Origin of the sequence: Rothia endophytica, assembly GCF_039543885.1 — a bacterium.
Classification (GTDB): Bacteria; Actinomycetota; Actinomycetes; order Actinomycetales; family Micrococcaceae; genus Rothia; species Rothia endophytica.
Map to the genome: position 1 here is coordinate 1019172 of NZ_BAABKP010000001.1, position 19132 is coordinate 1038303.

14 protein-coding genes are annotated in these 19132 nt (G+C 57.7%); 10 read left to right on the forward strand and 4 right to left on the reverse strand.

Annotated elements, in window-relative coordinates:
• Window positions 1-56: 56 nt before the first annotated feature.
• Both cobA and nirB read right to left on the reverse strand, forming a co-directional pair.
• Complete coding sequence (gene cobA / locus ABD982_RS04605; RefSeq protein WP_345445117.1) at window positions 57-1097, reverse strand: uroporphyrinogen-III C-methyltransferase; 1041 nt, start codon at window positions 1095-1097, stop codon at window positions 57-59.
• Between the two features lie 129 nt (window positions 1098-1226).
• Entirely contained in the window at window positions 1227-3881 is a 2655-nt protein-coding gene (gene nirB / locus ABD982_RS04610; protein ID WP_345445119.1) for a nitrite reductase large subunit NirB, read from the reverse strand.
• 120 nt (window positions 3882-4001) lie between these two features.
• Here nirB and nirD point away from each other — a divergent pair, with 120 nt between their 5' ends.
• Entirely contained in the window at window positions 4002-4334 is a 333-nt protein-coding gene (gene nirD / locus ABD982_RS04615; protein WP_345445121.1) for a nitrite reductase small subunit NirD, read from the forward strand.
• A complete protein-coding gene (locus tag ABD982_RS04620) occupies window positions 4331-4783 on the forward strand; it encodes a precorrin-2 dehydrogenase/sirohydrochlorin ferrochelatase family protein (protein WP_251378852.1) in 453 nt (150 codons plus the stop codon). The genes nirD and ABD982_RS04620 overlap by 4 nt, the downstream gene beginning before the upstream one ends.
• 34 nt (window positions 4784-4817) lie before the next feature.
• On the opposite strand, the gene ABD982_RS04625 is transcribed toward ABD982_RS04620, so the two are convergent.
• Window positions 4818-5522, reverse strand: a complete 705-nt coding sequence (locus tag ABD982_RS04625) for a GNAT family N-acetyltransferase (RefSeq protein WP_345445124.1) — start codon at window positions 5520-5522, stop codon at window positions 4818-4820.
• Between the two features lie 854 nt (window positions 5523-6376).
• Between ABD982_RS04625 and ileS the strand changes: the two genes are divergently transcribed.
• The 4 genes from ileS to ndk all read left to right on the forward strand — a co-directional run bounded on the left by ileS (window position 6377) and on the right by ndk (window position 12029).
• Window positions 6377-9667, forward strand: a complete 3291-nt coding sequence (ileS, locus tag ABD982_RS04630; RefSeq protein ID WP_345445126.1) for an isoleucine--tRNA ligase — start codon at window positions 6377-6379, stop codon at window positions 9665-9667.
• Complete coding sequence (locus tag ABD982_RS04635) at window positions 9667-11094, forward strand: bifunctional folylpolyglutamate synthase/dihydrofolate synthase (RefSeq protein WP_251378849.1); 1428 nt, start codon at window positions 9667-9669, stop codon at window positions 11092-11094. The genes ileS and ABD982_RS04635 overlap by 1 nt, the downstream gene beginning before the upstream one ends.
• Before the next feature lie 7 nt (window positions 11095-11101).
• Window positions 11102-11539, forward strand: a complete 438-nt coding sequence (locus ABD982_RS04640) for a DUF4233 domain-containing protein (protein ID WP_345445130.1) — start codon at window positions 11102-11104, stop codon at window positions 11537-11539.
• 76 nt (window positions 11540-11615) lie between these two features.
• Window positions 11616-12029 carry a nucleoside-diphosphate kinase gene (ndk, locus tag ABD982_RS04645; protein WP_345445132.1) on the forward strand — a complete coding sequence of 138 codons (414 nt, stop codon included), beginning with the start codon at window positions 11616-11618 and terminating at the stop codon, window positions 12027-12029.
• 54 nt (window positions 12030-12083) lie between these two features.
• Here the strand turns inward: ndk and ABD982_RS04650 are convergent, their stop codons facing one another.
• Complete coding sequence (locus ABD982_RS04650; protein WP_345445134.1) at window positions 12084-12710, reverse strand: vitamin K epoxide reductase family protein; 627 nt, start codon at window positions 12708-12710, stop codon at window positions 12084-12086.
• A gap of 546 nt (window positions 12711-13256) precedes the next feature.
• Between ABD982_RS04650 and ABD982_RS04655 the strand changes: the two genes are divergently transcribed.
• The 4 genes from ABD982_RS04655 to obgE all read left to right on the forward strand — a co-directional run bounded on the left by ABD982_RS04655 (window position 13257) and on the right by obgE (window position 19105).
• The gene (locus tag ABD982_RS04655; RefSeq protein WP_425570027.1) at window positions 13257-16316 is read left to right on the forward strand and encodes an Rne/Rng family ribonuclease; all 3060 of its coding nucleotides are present in this window, start codon (window positions 13257-13259) and stop codon (window positions 16314-16316) included.
• Between the two features lie 403 nt (window positions 16317-16719).
• Window positions 16720-17031 carry a 50S ribosomal protein L21 gene (gene rplU, locus ABD982_RS04660; RefSeq protein ID WP_251378844.1) on the forward strand — a complete coding sequence of 104 codons (312 nt, stop codon included), beginning with the start codon at window positions 16720-16722 and terminating at the stop codon, window positions 17029-17031.
• A gap of 57 nt (window positions 17032-17088) precedes the next feature.
• Complete coding sequence (rpmA, locus tag ABD982_RS04665) at window positions 17089-17346, forward strand: 50S ribosomal protein L27 (protein WP_237204060.1); 258 nt, start codon at window positions 17089-17091, stop codon at window positions 17344-17346.
• Between the two features lie 154 nt (window positions 17347-17500).
• The gene (gene obgE / locus ABD982_RS04670; protein WP_345445139.1) at window positions 17501-19105 is read left to right on the forward strand and encodes a GTPase ObgE; all 1605 of its coding nucleotides are present in this window, start codon (window positions 17501-17503) and stop codon (window positions 19103-19105) included.
• Window positions 19106-19132: the final 27 nt, after the last annotated feature.

Below are 19132 nucleotides of genomic sequence, written 5' to 3' on the forward strand. Positions count from 1 at the left end.
GGTGACTCTCTGCGAGCCCTGTGGGCCCGCAACAGAGAGAGCCAATACCTGTAACACTAATGGGTCTCGAAGGCCCGAGCCATCACCTCATCGCGGCGGGGGCCGGCAACCGCGCACACCTCACCCAGGGTAATTACGGCAGGTGGCTTCACATCGGCTAGGGTCTCAAGGCAGTCATCTAAGGTTGCGTATATCTCGCGCTGCTTGGGGCGGAAACCGTCCTGCACAGCAATCATAGGTAAGGATTCCGGCACCCCGCGCTTGCGCAAACCGGCAACGGTGTGGGGTAGAGACTTCACACCCATGAGCAAGGAGACTGTACCGCCATCCTTGAGCAGGCCTGCTAATTGGTCCAGCTCTGAGCCGCTCAGGGGGGCATGACCAGACACCACCGTGAACATGTGCGAGACACCGCGTAAGGTGATGGGAACTCCGGCAAGGGCGGGGAGGGCAATCGACGACGTAACTCCCGAATACACCGTTACCGGTATACCAGCCTGCTCACAGACATACAGTTCCTCAGCGCCCCGGCCAAAGACGTAGGGATCACCCCCCTTGAGGCGGGCTACGGTGCGCCCGGCTTGGGCATACTGGACCATGAGCTGGTCAATGTCGCGCTGGGGTACCCGGTGCTTGCCGGGTGTCTTTCCCACATCGATAATTTCCGCTTTGGGTGCCCAACGGGGCAGATCCTGGTGTGGGGCCAGGTGGTCAAGGAGGACGACGTCCGCCCGGCTGAGGGCCTCAAGGGCATGGCGGGTCATGAGCCCGGGGTCACCTGGTCCTGCTCCTATGAGGTAGACTCTTCCGACTTGCTGGGGCGCAGGTTCGCTATCCACAAGAAGTACTGCGTGCAGGCCCCTGCTACTCCGCGCGGTTTTCACCGCTTGTCGCCAGCTAGCAATCTCATTGGGCTGCTCGGCACAGATGACGACCACAGAGGGGGAAACACCTTCTATAGCAGAGGGAAGTAAGTCAGGGGAGTAAACACTCGTTATTTCAGCGGCGGCCTGATACTTAGGCGCAACCTGGCGCACCCGTTCTGAAGTTCCGCAGAGCAGCACAGAGGCACTGGCTACATCAAGATCAGCGAACACGCTTCTTCCTATCCCTAGAAAACTCGCTACCCTTCATCCTCACACGGGGTAGGGGACTTCACCCACTTGCATGACCTCGCATGAACGGGCCTGTAATCGCCGCGTCACACGAGGTCACATGGGCACTATCTAGCCTGCATGCACCGGCAGGCTAGCTCCGGCAATTAGAACCTTCTCACCGGCGTCCTCACCCTCAAGATCGCCATCGGCCGCAGCTATTTCTGCCTCGGTTGCCGGGCGAATCTGATGGCGTTCCAGCACATACATGCGGTCACCTGCCGAATTAGCTTCCGGTTCATTGACAAAAGCCCTAAAGCGGCGCAAACGCTTCTCGTCACGCAAAGTCGCGGCCCACTCGTCCTCATAATGGTCAATGTGGTACTGCATGTCGGCATCCAGCTGCTCACAGAGACCCAGCTTGTCGTCGATAATTACCTCGCGCAGGTGCTCGATGGCATCCCCGAACTTCTCGTCTAGGTCCTCAGCCCAACGGGCAGTGCGCTGTAGCTTATCAGCGGTGCGGATGTAGTACATCAGGTAACGGTCAATGTAGGTGTAAGCAGTCTCCTGATCCAGGTCCTTGGCGAAGAGACGACCGTGCGCGGGAGTCGCACCACCGTTACCTGCGAAGTAGAGGTTCCAGCCATTAGCGGTGGCAATTACCCCAACGTCCTTGCCCTGAGCCTCAGCACATTCACGGTTACAGCCCGAAACGCCCATCTTGAACTTGTGGGGTGAACGCAGACCTTTATAGCGGTTCTCGGTATCGATAGCCATCTGCACCGAATCCAGCATGCCAAAGCGGCACCAGGCGCTACCGATACAGCTCTTGACGTTGCGCAGTGACTTACCGTAGGCCTGGCCCGACTCAAACCCGGCCTCCACCAGACGCTTCCAAATCTCGGGGAGCTGCTCCAAGCGTGCACCGTACAAACCGATACGCTGGGCACCATTAATCTTGGTGTAGAGGCCAAAGTCGCCGGCAACTTCTGCGATCACCGCCAGCTTCTGCGGGGTGATTTCACCCCCCGGGATGCGGGGGATTACACCGTAGGTGCCATCTTTCTGCATGTTAGCCAGGTTGCGGTCGTTGGTGTCCTGCAGAGTGCCACGGCCGCCGTCCAGAGCGTAGCTCTTGCGGGTGGACGCCAGGATGGAGGCAACCGTCGGCTTACAGATTGCACAGCCCTCTTCGCCCTTGCCAAAGCGCTCCAGTACAGTATAGAAGTCATCCAATTCAGCCACAGCATGGACTGCCTGGAAGAGTTCAGCACGTGAAAACTCGAAATGATCACAGAGGGCATTAGAAACTTCCAGCCCCATCTTGGCCATGGTCTGATTCAAGGTCTTCTGAATCATGGGGACACAGTTACCGCACTGGGTGCCAGCAGTGGTGCTCTTCTTGATGGAGTTCACATCCTGGTCGCCGTTTGCTACAGCTGCACGAATAGAGCCAAAGCTAACGTTATTGCAGGAAAACAGGATAGCGTCATCAGGCAACTCGGTATCAGGAACCCCGTCCCCACCGGAAGCTGAGAGATAGGCATTAGGCTCAGCCGGCAACTCACGACCCAGCAGAGGCTTCAAAGAATCGTAAGGGTCAGTATCGCCCACAAAGACGCCACCCAGCAGGGTCTTAGCATCCGAGGTAGTGACAATCTTCTGGTACATCCCGCGCGCGGGATCGGCATACACAATCTCAAGGCAACCCGGAGTAGTGCCACGTCGGTCACCGAAACCAGCCACAGAAAGACCGGAGAACTTCAGCTTGGTCGCAATATCAAAGTCAGTTAGAGACTCATCGCCCCCGGTCAGGTTAGTTGCCACTGCCTCAGCCATCTGGTTAGCCGGTGCCACCAGACCCCAGGTTCGGCCCAGAATGCAGGCAACCTCGCCGATAGCCCAGATGGTGGGGTCCTCCGACTGGCAGTTGGGGGCAACCAGTACGCCACCGCGCTCGCCGACCTTGAGCCCGGCATCCCTAGCAAGTTGGTCATTAGGGCGGATCCCTGCTGCCATCATGACGATGTCAGCGGGCAGGTTGTGAATAGCTGCTTCATCGCCCATGCCATCTGCAACTGATACAGAAACAACCTCTCCGTTAGCGTCACGGTTGATGGATGAAATAAAGGCACCGGTTTCAATCTCAATCCCAGCTTCTCGGATTGCCGCATTGACGGCGAAGCCGCCGCCCTGATCAACCTCGATGGAAAGGAGCCAGGGAGCTACGTCTAAAATGGTTGGCTCGCCGCCCAGGTGTTTGAGACCCTCAGCTGCTTCAAGGCCCAACAGACCGCCGCCAACCACGATAGCTTTGGGGGCACGTCCCAGTTTTTCACTGAGTCGCTCCATTTCGCTGACGACGTTTTTCACACCGTCAATGGTGCGGAAGACATGCGCTGATTCGGAGCCAGGGATGGGGATTTTGACGGCCGAGGAGCCGGTAGCTAGGACTAGCTCATCGTAGGGGTAGGACCGACCATCGGTGGCGCGGACGGTGCGGTTCTTTCGATCAATGGCAGTGGCGCTTACGCCGTTGACCAGGGTGATGTGCGGGCTGGTCCATAGATCTGAATTGCCCAGGGTGAGATCTCGGTTTGGGTCGATGAAAATCTGTTCGAGGGCTACACGGTCGTAGGGGAGGTATGGTTCATCGTTGAGCACGGTAAGGTGGGAGGCGCCGGCGTCCTTTTCAATGAAGGCCTTGGCGAACCTCCAAGCGGCGGGCCCACCTCCAATCACCAGGACTGAACGTTGATTGGTGGCGAGGGGATTGGTGGACATCAGTGCCTCCCTGTGTGGTTTCAAACCGGTTTAATACGTATTTATAATGCTAATATTAGCTTAAAAGCAAGACAAACCCACACAAACACAAGCAGTGAAATAGAAATTAGGGAGAGTACCGTGATAACACAGTGGCACCGTATCTGCGCCATGGATGAACTGGAACCCAACTGGGGCGAGGCCGCCCTGCTTGATGGGCGGCAATATGCGGTCTTCCGCACCTCGAGCGATTCCATCTTTGTGACCGACCACAAGGACCCTGCCTCTGGTTCCCTGGTGATAGCCCGCGGTATCGTCGGTGAAAAGAACGGCGAGTCGACCGTAACCTCCCCACTCTACAAAGAGGTGTACTCACTGGCCAGTGGTGACTGCCTCTCTGGGGGTGAATTTAGCCTACCCGTTTACTATGTTGAGGTGCGCGACGGAGATGTCTGGGTGGAGCTGCCCGCGTGAACCAGCGCTTACCCCTAGCGCTGGATGTGCGCGGGCGCAGGGTACTCGTTGTGGGAGCCGGGCAGGTCGCTGCCCGTAAGATTGCTCCCCTCGTGCGCGCCGGCGCCCGGGTCGAAGTGGTTGCGCCAACTCTGAGTGTCCCGGTTGAAGAAAAACTGACCGCCGGGCAACTGGTTGCCCAGCGGCGTCCTTTTACTCCTGATGACCTAACCGGAACCTGGCTGGTATATGCCCTGACCGACTCACCCGAGCTCAATGAGCAGGTAGCAGCCCTCTGTGAGGAGCGAGCGATCTGGTGCCTGCTGGGCGGGGCTTCGCACAAGTCTTCAGTCTGGTCTCTGGCTCACCGCTGGCAAGGAAGTGAATTGGTGGCTGTTTCTGGCGATGGTAATCCTCATCGGGCCCTTGCGCTGTTGAAGCGCATCAGTAAGGCTTTAGGCTGGGACTAGAATAAGCTCTCCCTCTATTTCGACCTCGGATTACCTAGTTCAGGTGCAGGGTCATATCGTGCCAGATCTCTCCACCGTGCGTGGATTCTGAAACTCCGTCCAGCTCAAAACCCTGTTTTTCGTAGAAGCCAATCAATTCCTTCTTGCAGGTGAGAATCACACCGGAGCGACCCTGCTCCCGGGCCTGGTCTATTAGCTGCTCTATCAAGGCGGACGCGTAGCCCCGTCCCCGGTAGACAGGGCGGGTATTGATGCCAAACACCGTCTGGTAGGCGCCGTGACGTGTGTGAGATGCAGGGTTCTGATAGAGGTCATCGAAGACGACGGGGGAATCTGTGACCAGACCGTCGATGAAGGCAACAATCTCACCGTCTGCCTCAAGTACCCAGAAGTGTTCACCAAAGATCTCAAACCTAGCCCGTAAATCGCTTTCGCTGGCGGCTTCTGCTGCCGGGAAGCACTCGGCCTCAATGGCTGCAAGGGTGCGCAGGTCTTCTTTCCGAGCCTGACGGACCTCAATTCGGGCGTCCTTGCGGTGGGTGTCTGCCGCCGCATCAAGTCCGTCCAGGGTCTGCCCGCCAACACCCCAGTCGGTACGCGGCACCTCGTTGAGAATCACCCACACCGAGCTTTCCTTGGCACCCATCACCCGCCCGTAGGCGCGGGTGAGCTCAGCAATCAGTTCGGCTTTCTTCTCATCGGACTGAATAGATGCGTACGAGACGTTAATCAGGGGCACGGTGTTCTCCTCGATAGTATGTGCACCCAAGTCTAGCGGCCCGGGGCAGGCACATGGGGACCCCCTCAGCACGGGCAGTGCGGCGTTGAAACTCCCGGTACGAGGCTGAGACGTGCTGAGGTGTAGCTGGGCCCGCCGCCGCTCAGTGGTCACTTGACTCTCGGAGTGGCCACTGAGTGGCGTAAGCACTAAGAGAGCTTAGTGGGCCCGTAGGGGGCAGGCGCTGACGCTGGGCGCCAGTAAGGCGTAAGGCGAGCGCTGGGTAAGGACCATCAGAGGCAGAAGTAAGAATTGTAATTTAGGTTCCCCTGCTCACCACGGCGAGGTGCACTAACCCGCTATTTTGTGGTGGGGCGTCCGTTCCTCCACCACATCTTGTACTCACATCTCTGTAATTTACCGGGCACCCTGGTGCCCGCTCGCGGTAAAACAGAAAAACCCGTTAGACAGCTACCGCCCCTGCCCCTAAAATGGGTAACAGTTGCAAAGACCCGGCTATCACCGGCGAGCAATCTGGAAGAACAGGTTATACCTGCATACCCCCGTATTCGTTGCGACGAGGGGAGTGCGCGGAATAGATGTAACCCCAGTAGAACCAGACGGGTAGGCCCGAAATAGCTGTCATGAAGCGACTGATAACCGTTTCGGTACTGCGCCGGTCACCACCCTAGGGTGATGACCGGCGTAGCCCTACACCTGCTGGCTTCTGCGCTGGGGTGAGGGCGTATCGAAACGGTTACTTCAGTAAGCAAGGTGGTACCGCGCCACACAACCCACTGCCTCGGCAGTAAAGGTTGATGCAGCGTCCTTGCACCCGAGAAGATTTGTTAATCATCCAACGAACAGGGCGCACCATGACTAACCAGCCTGTCTACCCCAAGGCAAGTGCCACCAACGCTTTCGGCGTTGCTTCTTCACCCAACTTCCCGCACCTTGAAGAAGCTGTGCTGGAGTACTGGAAGAAGGACGGCACCTTCCAAGCCTCCATTGACAACCGCAACGCCGGTGAGAATGGTGCCAACGAATTCGTTTTCAACGATGGCCCGCCCTTCGCTAACGGCCTGCCCCACTACGGTCACCTGCTGACCGGCTACGTCAAAGACCTGGTCGCCCGTTACCAGACCCAGCGCGGACACAAGGTAGAGCGCCGCTTCGGATGGGATACCCACGGTCTGCCCGCTGAGCTAGAAGCCATGAAGCAGCTGGGCATGACTGATAAGCAGCAAATCATCGAGATGGGCATCGACAACTTCAACGACGCTGCCCGCGAATCCGTGCTCAAGTACACCAAGGAATGGGAAGAGTACGTTACCCGCCAGGCTCGCTGGGTAGACTTCGAGAACGACTACAAGACTCTGAACGTAGAGTACATGGAGTCGGTTATCTGGGCCTTCAAGCAGCTGTACGATAAGGGCCTGACCTATGAGGGTTTCCGCGTGCTGCCTTACTGCTGGAAAGACGAAACTCCGCTCTCAAACCACGAGCTGCGCATGGACGATGATGTTTATAAGGACCGTCAGGACCCCTCCGTCACCGTAGCCTTTACCATCACCGCCGACAATTCTTTGGCACAGCACAAGGACATCGCAGCCCAGCTAGTCGGTGCTGAAGCGCTTGCCTGGACCACCACTCCTTGGACTCTGCCCACCAATGAGGCTCTGGCTGTCGGCCCCGATGTTGAGTACTCGCTGGTCGCCGCCGCCGGTGATTTTGCTGGCCGCAAGTTCCTGATTGCCACCGACCTTCTGGGCTCCTACGCCAAGGACTTGGGCTTCGAAAGCGCTGAAGAAGCAGCCGAGGCTGTTACCGTCACCTTCACTGGCTCCCAGCTAGAGGGCGTCCGCTATGCCCCCCTGTGGGACTACTTCACTGACGCTGAGAAGTTTGGCACTGGTTCAGCCTGGCAGATTGTGGTCGCTGACTATGTCACCACCACCGACGGTACCGGTCTCGTCCACCAGGCACCTGCCTACGGTGAAGATGACCAGAAGGTCTGCGAAGGCTATGGCATTCCCGTCATTCTTTCCATCGACGAGGGTGCTAAGTTCCTGGACTATTTCGCGGATGAGTCCCTGGCTGAGGGCGCACCTCTGCGTGAGATCGCCGGTGTGCAGATTTTCGACGCTAACCGCACCATTATCAAGGCCCTCCAGGCAGACGGCACCTTGATCCGCGAAAAGTCCTACGTGCACAGCTACCCCCACTGCTGGCGCTGCCGCACTCCGCTGGTCTATCGTGCTATCACCTCCTGGTACGTGCGCGTCACCGACTTCAAGGGCCGCATGAGCGAGCTCAACGAAGACATCAACTGGATCCCTGAGAACGTGAAGCACGGCCAGTTCGGTAAGTGGGTAGATAACGCCCGCGACTGGTCAATCTCTCGCAATCGCTTCTGGGGCTCACCTATCCCCGTCTGGGTTTCAGATGACCCCAACTACCCCCGCACCGACGTCTACGGTTCCCTGGCTGAGCTAGAAGCCGACTTCGGTCGCCTGCCCCTGAACAAGGACGGCGAGGTGGACCTGCACCGCCCCTACATCGACGAGCTGACCCGCCCCAACCCGTCCGACCCCACCGGCAAATCAACCATGCGCCGCGTTGAGGACGTCCTGGACGTCTGGTTTGACTCAGGTTCCATGCCCTTTGCCCAGTTCCACTACCCCTTTGAAAACAAAGAATGGTTCGAGGCTCACTACCCGGCGGACTTCATCGTGGAGTACATCGGACAGACCCGCGGCTGGTTCTACACCATGCACATCCTGGCCACCGCCCTCTTTGACCGCACCGCCTTTGAAAACGTGATTGCCCACGGCATCGTGCTGGGCTCGGACGGGCAGAAAATGTCCAAGTCCTTGCGCAACTACCCGGATGTGTCCGAGGTGCTGGATCGCGATGGTTCAGATGCCATGCGCTGGTTCCTGATGTCCTCACCCATCCTGCGCGGTGGCAACCTGATTGTCACCGAACAGGGTATCCGTGAGGGCGTCCGCCAGGTCATGCTGCCCCTGTGGAACGTCTACCACTTCTTTGCCCTTTACACCAACGCTGCTCACGGCGGATCCGGCTACGAGGCAAAGCGTGTTTCTGATGCTGAGCACGTGATGGACCGCTTCATCCTGGGCAAGACCCGCCAGCTGGTTGCAGATATCACCGAGGCCATGGATGCCTACGACGTCTCAGCTGCCTGCGATCTGCTCCGTCAGTACACCGATGCGCTAACCAACTGGTATGTACGTCGCTCCCGCGAGCGCTTCTTCGATGAAGACACCGCGGCTTTTGACGTGCTGTACACCGCTCTTGAAACCTTCGTGCGTCTGGCTGCACCCTTGTTGCCCCTAACTGCTGAGGAAATCTACCGCGGTCTGACCGGTGAGCGTTCGGTGCACCTGACTGACCTGCCCAGCGTTGATGACTTCAAGGATGAATCAGAGCTCATTGCTCTGATGGAGACTACTCGCGGTGTGGCCTCTGCCGGCTCAGCGCTGCGTAAGGCTAACAAGCTGCGCGTGCGTCAGCCCCTAGCCTCCCTGACCGTTGCTGCTGCAGGCGGTAAGGAGCTGGCTGGAACTTTCGAGAGCATCATCGCAGACGAACTGAACATCAAGGCTGTTGAACTGCTGGACGCCGCGGAGGTCAGCCCCGCTGACTTCGGCATCTCCCAGCAGCTCAAGGTCAACGCTCGTGCGGCTGGCCCGCGCCTGGGCAAGCAGGTTCAGGTCGCCATCAAGGCCTCCAAGAACGGGGACTGGCAGGTTCTGGAGGACGGCACCGTAGTAGTTGGTGCCGACAAGATGGCACTGGAACCTGGCGAATACGAGCTCGAGACTGTCGTCGCTGAGACCGAAGAATCAGCAGACCGTGCTGTTTCCGTTCTACCCGGTGGAGGCTTCCTGGTGCTGAACACCGCTCTAACCAATGAGCTGATTGCTGAGGGCACCGCTCGCGATGCTATCCGCGCTATCCAGCAGGAACGTAAGGACAGCGGGCTGAACGTCTCAGACCGCATCGATCTGACCCTTGCCGCTCCGGCAGAGACCCTGGCAGCCGTTAAGGCTCATGAGGCTTTGGTGACCGGTGAAACGCTGGCGCAGAGCGTGACCTACACCGAAGCAGACCAGCTGACCATCACCGTAAAGAAGGCATAATGCCCAACGACAACTTAGATTTTGATTCTGTGCTTGACCAAACCCCCGCCGAAGCCCTCCCTTACCAGACGGACGCCCTCGGTGTGGCAAGGGTCTACGCAGACCTGCTGGCCCGCGCACCCGAAAATAAGTTGGCACCCCGCTTAGATGCCATGCGTCGTGCCGTTGAAATCCTGGGTTCACCTGAAAAGGCAGCCCCGGTTATCCATATCACCGGCACCAACGGAAAAACCTCCACCGCTCGTATGATTGAGCGCCTGCTCATGGCCCACGACATCCGCACCGGGCGGTACACCAGCCCCCACCTCTCCAAGGTCACTGAACGCATCAGCATCGACGGTGAACCGGTTGCTGACACCACCTTTGTTCGGGTTTGGGACGAAATCTCCCCCTACCTGGCCATCGTGGACTCTGAACTGGAGGCAGATGAGCAGCCCCGCATCACCTACTTCGAAGCTGTAACCCTCCTGGCTTTCGCTATCTTCGCCGATGAGCCGGTAGACGTCATCGTCCTAGAGGTCGGTATCGGCGGCAGCTGGGACGCCACCAACGTCGCCGATGCTACCGTCTCGGTCATCACCCCCATCGGGCTGGACCACACCGATATGCTGGGGGAGACCCTGGCAGAAATCGCCGGTGAAAAGTCTGGCATTATCAAGCCCGGTAGCTTCTTGGTCTCCGCAGTTCAGGAGCCAGAAGCCGCCCAAGTTCTGCTCGAAGCAGCCCGGGCCAACAACGCTGACTACCGCTTCGAAGGCGTAGAATTCGGCACCGTCGAACGCACCGCCGGCGTTGGTGGACAACTGCTGACTATCCAGGGCTTAGCGCAACGCTATGAAGGCATCGCTTTACCCCTCTTCGGAGAACACCAGGGGCAGAACGCCGCTGTTGCGCTCGCTGCCGTAGAAGCGTTTTTGGGAGGCGGTGAGAAGGAACTTTCAGAAGATCTGGTCAAGCAGGCCTTCGGAAGTGTCACCTCACCGGGGCGTCTTGAAGTAGTTGCCACTGAACCGGTGGTGGTAGTGGACGCCGCTCATAACCCGCACGGGGTGCGAGCCAGCGCAGCTGCCTTCAAGGAATCCTTTGCCCTCGAAGAGCTGCACCTGGTGGTCGGCATCCTGGGTGAAAAGGACGCCGCCGAAATCTTTAGCGTCCTGCGCCAGGGCTATATTGATACCACCGAATACAGGGTCAAACTACACCTCACTGCCTCGGATTCGCCGCGGGCCATTGCACCGGCAACCCTGCAGGGGCTAGCACTTGATGCAGGCTTTGACGAAGAGGACCTTGAGACTTACGAGAACATTCCCGACGCTGTTTCTGCCGCTCTAACGGCCGCGGCGGACGTCCCCAACCTCAATTCAGCAGTGCTCATCACCGGCTCCATCACGGTCGTCGGCGAAGCCCGCACCCTGCTGGGGCTCTAGGAGAACCATGGCTAAAATGACGCGATCCCAGCGCGAATGGCGCCCCGGGCAAAAGAAACCGGCACGCTCCATCAAGGTCATGTTCACCTCCATGGTGCTCTCCCTTGAAGCCCTGGTAGCTTTCTTCGCCACTCTTGCCATTTTTGGGCACAACTTCAACGAACCTACCAGCACCAGAATCTTGATTTGGGTGCTGGGGCTCTTGCTAGTAGTAGCTTTTATCGTCACCCCTGTTTTCTTGAAGAAGAGTTGGGGCTACACATTTGGCTACGTGCTTCAGGTGCTGCTGCTCCTAGTTGGTTTCGCCCTGCCCTCCATGTTTTTCGTCGGTGCAGCCTTCGCAATCGCCTACTGGTTCGCGGTAACCCGCGGGGCCCGCCTGGACGCCGAAAACGCCGTACGTGCCAAAGAGCAAGCCGAGTGGGAAAAGGCTAATCCCCTCTAATAAAGCAATGCTTCTCACCAGGCAAACCGCCCGGTAAAGTGAGGTAAGACCACCAAACCTTAGAACGGGGACATTAATGACCGAACGCACCCTTATCCTTGTGAAGCCCGATGCGGTTGAGCGCAACCTGACCGGTGCCATCCTGGCTCGCTTTGAAACCAAGGGGTACAAGCTCTCAGCCCTTTCCTCTATGGAGCCCTCCCGTGAAACCCTGGCAGCTCACTATGCTGAGCACGAGGGTAAGCCCTTCTACGAGCCGCTGCTTGAATTCATGTCCTCCGGTCCTATCGTAGCCGCGGTCTTCGAAGGCGAGCGCGTCATTGAGGGTGCCCGCACTATCATGGGCCCCTCAGACCCCACCGTGGCTCCGGCAGGCACCATTCGCGGTGACTTCGGACGTGACTGGGGCGAGAAGGTGCAGAAGAACTTGGTGCACGGTTCTGACTCAGTTGAATCAGCAGAGCGCGAGATTGCTATCTGGTTCGCCTAAAATCAGACATAAAAATGGGGCCCTCACCGATCGGTGAGGGCCCCATTTTTCTTCTTAGAACATGTTGACGATGATGTCGAAGAATCGAATGACAATGATGCCATAGATCAGGATGTAGAGCAGAACGATGGTGAACCAAGACCAGTTGGGGGCAGCTTCGCGCACTGACTGGGGAAGGTTGAAGACACCGGCGCTGATATTGCGGGCGGTTACCTTCACGAAGATAGGAATCTGCATCATCCAGACAATCATGCAGAAAAGGCAAAGAGCATTGATTTGGAAGGTCGTTTGGTACCAAAGCCAGAAGACAAAGGCTAGGGCGAGGCCATGGCCAATGTTCATGGCAATCCAGTACCACCGGCTAAAGCGGGCACCAGAAATCAGTGCCGTGGCGATAGTTATGGTGATGGCGTAGCCGGCAATACCGATGAAGGGATTAGGGAAGCCGAAGAGCTCCGCTTGCTCGGTGCGCATCACCGTGCCGCAGTTGAGCAAGGCGTTGACATCGCAAATGGACTTATGGCCGGCGTCCATAAAAATTTGCAGACGCTCATAGACCAGCATGGAGGCTGCGCCGAAGGCAATAATGCCGCTGATCAGTGTAAACCAGCCCAGCCTCCGGTCAGCTGCTGGGTTGGTGTAGCCTGTCTCGAGTGTTTCATTAGCCTCTAGTGAAGACACAAAAAGTCCTTAGGATTGCGAAATTGTTTGTACCCCATAGTACGGGCAAGCAGCTGGCGAGGGGCCCTGCTGCGCTAAAAATTGTGTTTTCTTTAGCAAGTTCACAGAATCAGGTAGGTGCGCTCCCACAATGTTAGTTCAGAGAACTTTCATGCTGAAATAGTTTCTTTGCGTGCGCCCTGATGGCGGTGCTGGTGTGAAAAGGCCCTTGCTGTGAGAGAATGGTAAGCGGCAGCTATCCGCCCGCACGCGGAAGGGTTGCCCAGCGTATTCCCCGAACGAGTTCATGTACCGCCGCAGAGACCTGCGGCGAAGATGGATTCCCGCACAAGACTGGCACGCGACGTGTTGGCTCGGGAGAGATGCGCTGGCCCGGTATTTTCGGTATGGAGCAGAAGCCTACACCCCTACTGAATACTCGCACAGAAGCTCGAGAACACCGGGTAGCAAGGTTTTCGGTGAACCTCCTACACTGTCAGGGGGGATTACCGACGATAAGAACCAGCCCGCGGTGCGGCTAGCGGCACACCGAATTTAAAGGAGAAACTGCAGCACATGACGAGTGAAAATAAAGAGGGTGCTTTGGCCCCTGAAAACGACCATAACCAGCCCGCCCAGGCTGCTCAGCCACATGAGGCTCAGCAGGACCAAACTCAGGCAGATAAGAAGAACACCGAAGAGGCTTCAGCTGAAGAGGGCGTACTCGAGTCCACCACCGGGGAGACCGCAGCTGAGAAGACCCAGCGTGAGCTACTTGAAGAAGAACTTGCTCAGCTGACCAAAGCTGCCAGCACCTCATCCCTGCTTTTTCATGCTCCTGACATTGATGAGATTCTTGAAAAGGCGCGTGCTGAGCGTGAAGCTCGCCGCGCAGCAGAGGAAGCTGAACGACGCGAACGCCGTCTGGCAGATCTTGACCCTGAAATTACCTCCCACCGCCGCCGCCGTCGCCGCCGCGGCGATGCTGACCTAGAGTTTGAGGGAGGCACTGAAGATGACCCTGAAGATACCGTCGTTAAGGTGCGCGCCCCACGCCTGTCTGATTCTCACAGCTCTAACCGGGTGACCGGGGTGCGCGGCTCAACCCGCCTGGAGGCCAAGCGTCTGCGCCGCCGCGAAACCCGCGCTACCGGCCGCCGCCGCCAGGTCATTACCGAGGCAGAGTTTTTGGCGCGCCGTGAATCCGTTGACCGCCAGATGCTGGTGCGCCAAAAGGATGATCGCATCCAGATTGGTGTGCTTGAAGACGGTGTTCTGGCTGAGCACTTTGTTTCTAAGACTCAGCAAGATTCGCTGATTGGCAATGTTTACCTGGGTAAGGTTCAGAACGTTCTGCCCTCCATGGAAGCTGCCTTTATTGATATTGGCCGTGGCCGCAACGCGGTGCTCTACGCAGGCGAGGTTAATTGGGATGCCACCGGCCTGGACGGTGCGCCCCGCAAGATTGAAAATGCCCTGAAAGCCGGAGACTCTGTGCTGGTTCAGGTCACTAAAGACCCCATCGGACACAAGGGCGCCCGACTGACCAGCCAGGTCTCCCTGCCTGGGCGCTACCTGGTGTACGTACCCGGTGGTTCCATGACCGGTATCTCCCGCAAGCTGCCCGATGTGGAACGTACCCGTCTCAAGCGCATCCTGAAGGACCGCCTACCCGAGGACGCCGGCGTTATCGTACGCACTGCAGCCGAAGGCGCCAGCGAAGAAGAGCTGACCAACGATATCAACCGACTGCGTGTTCAGTGGGATGAAATCAAGGAAAAGAGCGAGAGCCGCAAGGTTCTTGCCCCCGAGATGCTTTACCAGGAACCCGACCTGACCATCAAAACCGTGCGCGATGTCTTCAACGAAGACTTCACCTCCATGGTCGTTCAGGGGCAGGATGCCTGGGACTCAATTGAAGCTTACGTTACCTACGTGGCTCCTGACTTGGTAGATCGACTCAAGCAGTGGGAGGAGGACGATGACCTCTTTGAGCACTACCGTATTGAAGAGCAGCTGCAGAAGGCCTTAGACCGCAAGGTTTACCTGCCTTCGGGTGGCTCATTGGTCATTGACCGTACCGAAGCGATGACCGTAGTGGATGTCAACACCGGCAAGTTCACCGGTAGCGGCGGCAACCTTGAAGAAACTGTCACCAAGAACAACCTAGAAGCTGCTGAAGAAATCGTGCGCCAGCTGCGCCTGCGCGATATCGGTGGCATCATTGTGGTTGACTTCATCGACATGGTCTTGGAATCAAACCGCGAATTGGTTTTGCGTCGCCTGGTTGAATGCCTGGGCCGTGACCGTACCAAGCATCAGGTTGCTGAAGTGACCTCTTTGGGTCTGGTGCAGATGACCCGTAAGCGTATGGGCACCGGTTTGCTTGAGGTCTTCTCTGAACCCTGTGAGCATTGTGCTGGCCGAGGTCTTTTGGTGCAGGATCAGCCCCTTGAGGGCCGTACCGGTGGCGCCTCTGACTTCATCCACCGTGCTGACCGCGATGATCGTAAGCGTTACCGTCACGAGAAAGCTGTTGCTCACCACGATGTGATACATGAGGTTGAGGGTGATGATGACCCCAAGAGCGAAGCCCGCCGGGCGGCTCTTGCTAACATCGTTGCTGCCACCCAGCACAGCGAAGAGGGCGATGACGCCGAGTCGCGCTCAGCCCGCAAGCGTAAGCGCCGCAAGCGCAACCGCCGCGCTGACTCACATCAGGTTGAGGCTCAGAACAGTGAACAGACCCTCAGCATCGGTGATGAGGTCATTGAACTACCTGTTGCTGACCGCGATGATTCCGCCGAAGAAACTTCGGGGGAGCAGGGAGCGTTCACCCTCGAAGCTCTAGCCGCCGTCTTTGAACAGGGCGACGACGAACAGACCGTCGGTGAGTCACGCGGTAATCGCCGGGGCGATGGTCAGCGCGGTGCTAAGAAGCCGCGCCGTGAGCGCACCCGCAACCGCGCTGACATTTCTGCGGATGATTTTGGTGCTAACTCAGATGCGTCGGTAGATGTTGACCCTGAAGCTGACTCACGTTTCACCCAGAACTCCAACCGTCTGGAAGCAATCCGTGCCGGCGAAGCTCGTGCGCGCGCTTCGCAGAAGGCTGGGCGTGAGTACGACCGCGGTGATGATCAGAACGGCGAACAGCGAGATTCCCGCGGTGGCCGCGAGGATCGTTCTCACCGCAATGATCGCTCTACCCGTGGGGATCGCAATGAGCGTTCTTCCGGTTCTCGCGGTGAGCGCCACCCCCGCCGTGCATCCTCCGGTTCAGGCCTTAAGTACGTGGCACCAGTTGAAATGGAAACTAGCCCTGCTCTCACCGGTGTAGCAACCCCGGGCAAGAAGGCTGAGGCTCCTGCAGTTGCTGAAACTCCGGCAGCCCAGGAACAGGCTCCCGTTGTTACCAGTGCTCCTAAGAAGCGCCGTTCACGCCGAGCTGTGAGCTCGGGTGCCGGTTCTACCGAGGTGCGCACTGAAGAAGTAGCTGCGGCAACCGGTAGCTCTGTGACCGCTTCGGTGACTGACGTTGCTCAGAAGGCAGCGACCACCGAGGATGCACCGGTCATGTTGGGTGTGGGCGTGTCGGCGGCTGATATCAAGCGCGATGGCAAATAAGCCCTCTTCGATAGGCTAAAGCTCTAGGGCGGCACTCCGGCGAAAACCGGGGTGCCGCCCTCTAATATGTGCCCAACATATGGGGAAGGGTATGAGCGATAACACGCCGTTTGACTGGGAATTAACTAGGCTCTTTGCTTGCCCCCAGAGCTAAGAACCCCGTACAGTAGATGGTCGGTGCTGTTTTCACAAGCAAACGTTAGCGTGAGAACAGTGGAATATTTTGAAAAAGGTATTCAGCCGCGACGTAAAAATAGGTTCGCCTCAAAAACTTATTCGGCAAACGATGGGGGACCATTCCCGCGTTTAGTCGCCGGGTCAGAAACACGCCCACCTTCGGGTAGAGCCCGGCACCTGTTTTTACACACTGTTAAAAAAGACGTCAAGAGAAGTGAGTTCCCAAGTGGCATACGCAATTGTTCGCGCTGGCGGCCGCCAGGAAAAGGTCTCCGTCGGAGATCTCGTTACCCTTGACCGCGTCGCTGGTGAGGCAGGAAGCACTATTCAGCTTCCCGTTCTCATGCTGGTAGACGGGGACAAGGTCACCGTAGATGCAAAGACCCTGGCTTCGGCCAAGGTTACCGCTGAAAAAATCGAGGACCTCCGTGGCCCCAAGATCGTTATTCAGAAGTACAAGAACAAGACCGGTTACAAGAAGCGTCAGGGCTTCCGTGCCGAACTTACCACCGTCAAGATCACTGCGATCAACGCGTAAGTTCCCGTAGACTAGTTCTAAATCACAACCGATTTCTTCTACATAAGGTAGGCATCAATGGCACATAAGAAGGGCGCAAGCTCCACCCGCAACGGCCGTGACTCAAACCCCCAGTACCTCGGTGTTAAGCGCTACGGCGGTCAGACCGTCAACGCAGGCGAAATCCTCGTCCGCCAGCGTGGCACCCACTTCCACCCCGGCAACAACGTAGGCCGCGGTGGGGATGACACCCTGTTCGCTCTTGCAGCAGGTCAGGTCGAATTTGGTACCCGTAAGGGCCGCAAGGTTGTTAATATCCTTGCAGCAGCTGAGTAAGTTTTTATAAACTCACGCATTTGAGAGGGCACCCGCGTTTAGGCGCGGGTGCCCTCCCTTTTATTCCCCGCTCGGTCAGTCATCACAGATACGTAGTGAGTGTCTGCCTGTAGAATGGGGAACCAGATCTTATTTATTTCTCTAAGGAGCTTTTGTGGCTGATTTTGTTGACCGGGTTGTGCTTCATGTGACCGGTGGGCACGGTGGGCACGGCTGTGTGTCGGTTCGCCGTGAAAAGTTCAAACCCCTGGGTGGTCCCAATGGTGGCAACGGCGGTAAGGGCGGCGACGTCATCTTGCGCGTAGACGGGCAGACCACCACCCTGCTGGAATACCATCACAGCCCCCACCAGCACGCCACTAACGGCGATGTTGGCCGCGGCGACATGTCTCACGGCTTCAATGCCCCCGATCTTATTCTGCCGGTGCCGCAGGGCACCGTTGTGAAGGATAAGCAGGGCAACGTCCTTGCTGACCTGGTGCGTATCGGTGATGAATACGTAGCTGCTGAGGGCGGGATCGGCGGTAAGGGTAACGCTGCCCTGGCATCCACCAAGCGCAAGGCTCCCGGCTTCGCTCTGCTCGGCATTCCCGGTGATGAAAACGATGTGGTGCTTGAGCTCAAATCCATCGCGGATGTCGCGCTGGTGGGGTACCCTTCCGCCGGTAAGTCCTCTCTGATTGCGGCTATTTCAGCAGCCCGGCCCAAGATTGCTGACTACCCCTTCACCACCCTCATCCCTAACCTGGGTGTTATTCAGGCAGGCGATACCCGCTACACCGTGGCCGATGTCCCCGGTTTGATTGAGGGCGCATCTGAGGGTAAGGGTCTGGGCCATCGCTTCTTGCGCCACGTGGAGCGCTCTAGCGCCCTGGTGCACGTCATTGACTGCGCCACCCTTGAACCCAACCGCGACCCCATCTCTGATTTTGATGTGATTCGTGGCGAGCTAGAGAACTACGAGGTAGACCCCACCGCCGGTGTCACCGTGCCCCTTAACGAGCGTCCGAAGCTAATCGTGCTGAATAAGATTGATGTTCCCGAAGCACGCGAATTGGCGGAATTCGTCAAGCCCATGTTTGAAGAACGCGGCTTCAGGGTCTTTGAGGTGTCAACGGCTTCCCATGAGGGTCTCAAGCAGCTGACCTTTGCTATGGCTCAGATTGTTGAAGAGGACCGCAAGGCCCAGCGCAAGGCACGCAAGAACACTGTTGTTGCTGAGGACACTGTGGTGGTTAAGCCTAAGGGCTTCCGTTCCAAAAAGAAGCAGGAATTCATCATCCGCAAGGAAGAGCGTAACCTTGAGCCGCTCTTCCGCGTTATTGGTGAAAAGCCCGAACGCTGGATCAAGCAGACTGACTTCAACAACGATGAAGCGGTGGGCTACCTGGCGGACCGCCTTAACCGCCTGGGCGTTGAAGACCAGCTCTTCAAGGCTGGCGCTATCGCCGGCGATGCCGTCGTCATCGGCGAAGAGACTGACGCTGTGGTCTTCGACTGGGAACCCACCATGGTGGGTGGTGCCGAGTTGCTCTCAAGCCCCCGCGGTACCGATGTGCGCCTGGAAGAGCTGATTCGCCCAACCCGTGCTCAGCGTAAGGCGGAGTTCCACGAGCGTATGGACGCTAAGGCTGAAGCTCGCGCAGAGCTTGAAGCTGAGCGTGTTGCCGGTATCTGGACCGAATCAGTGGAAGAGATGAAAGCTAGCCGTCAGTCCAAAGCTAAGGCAGAAAAGAAAGCTGAAACCGAGACAGAGTAAAATCTATCCCGAGATTTGAGCGTCTCA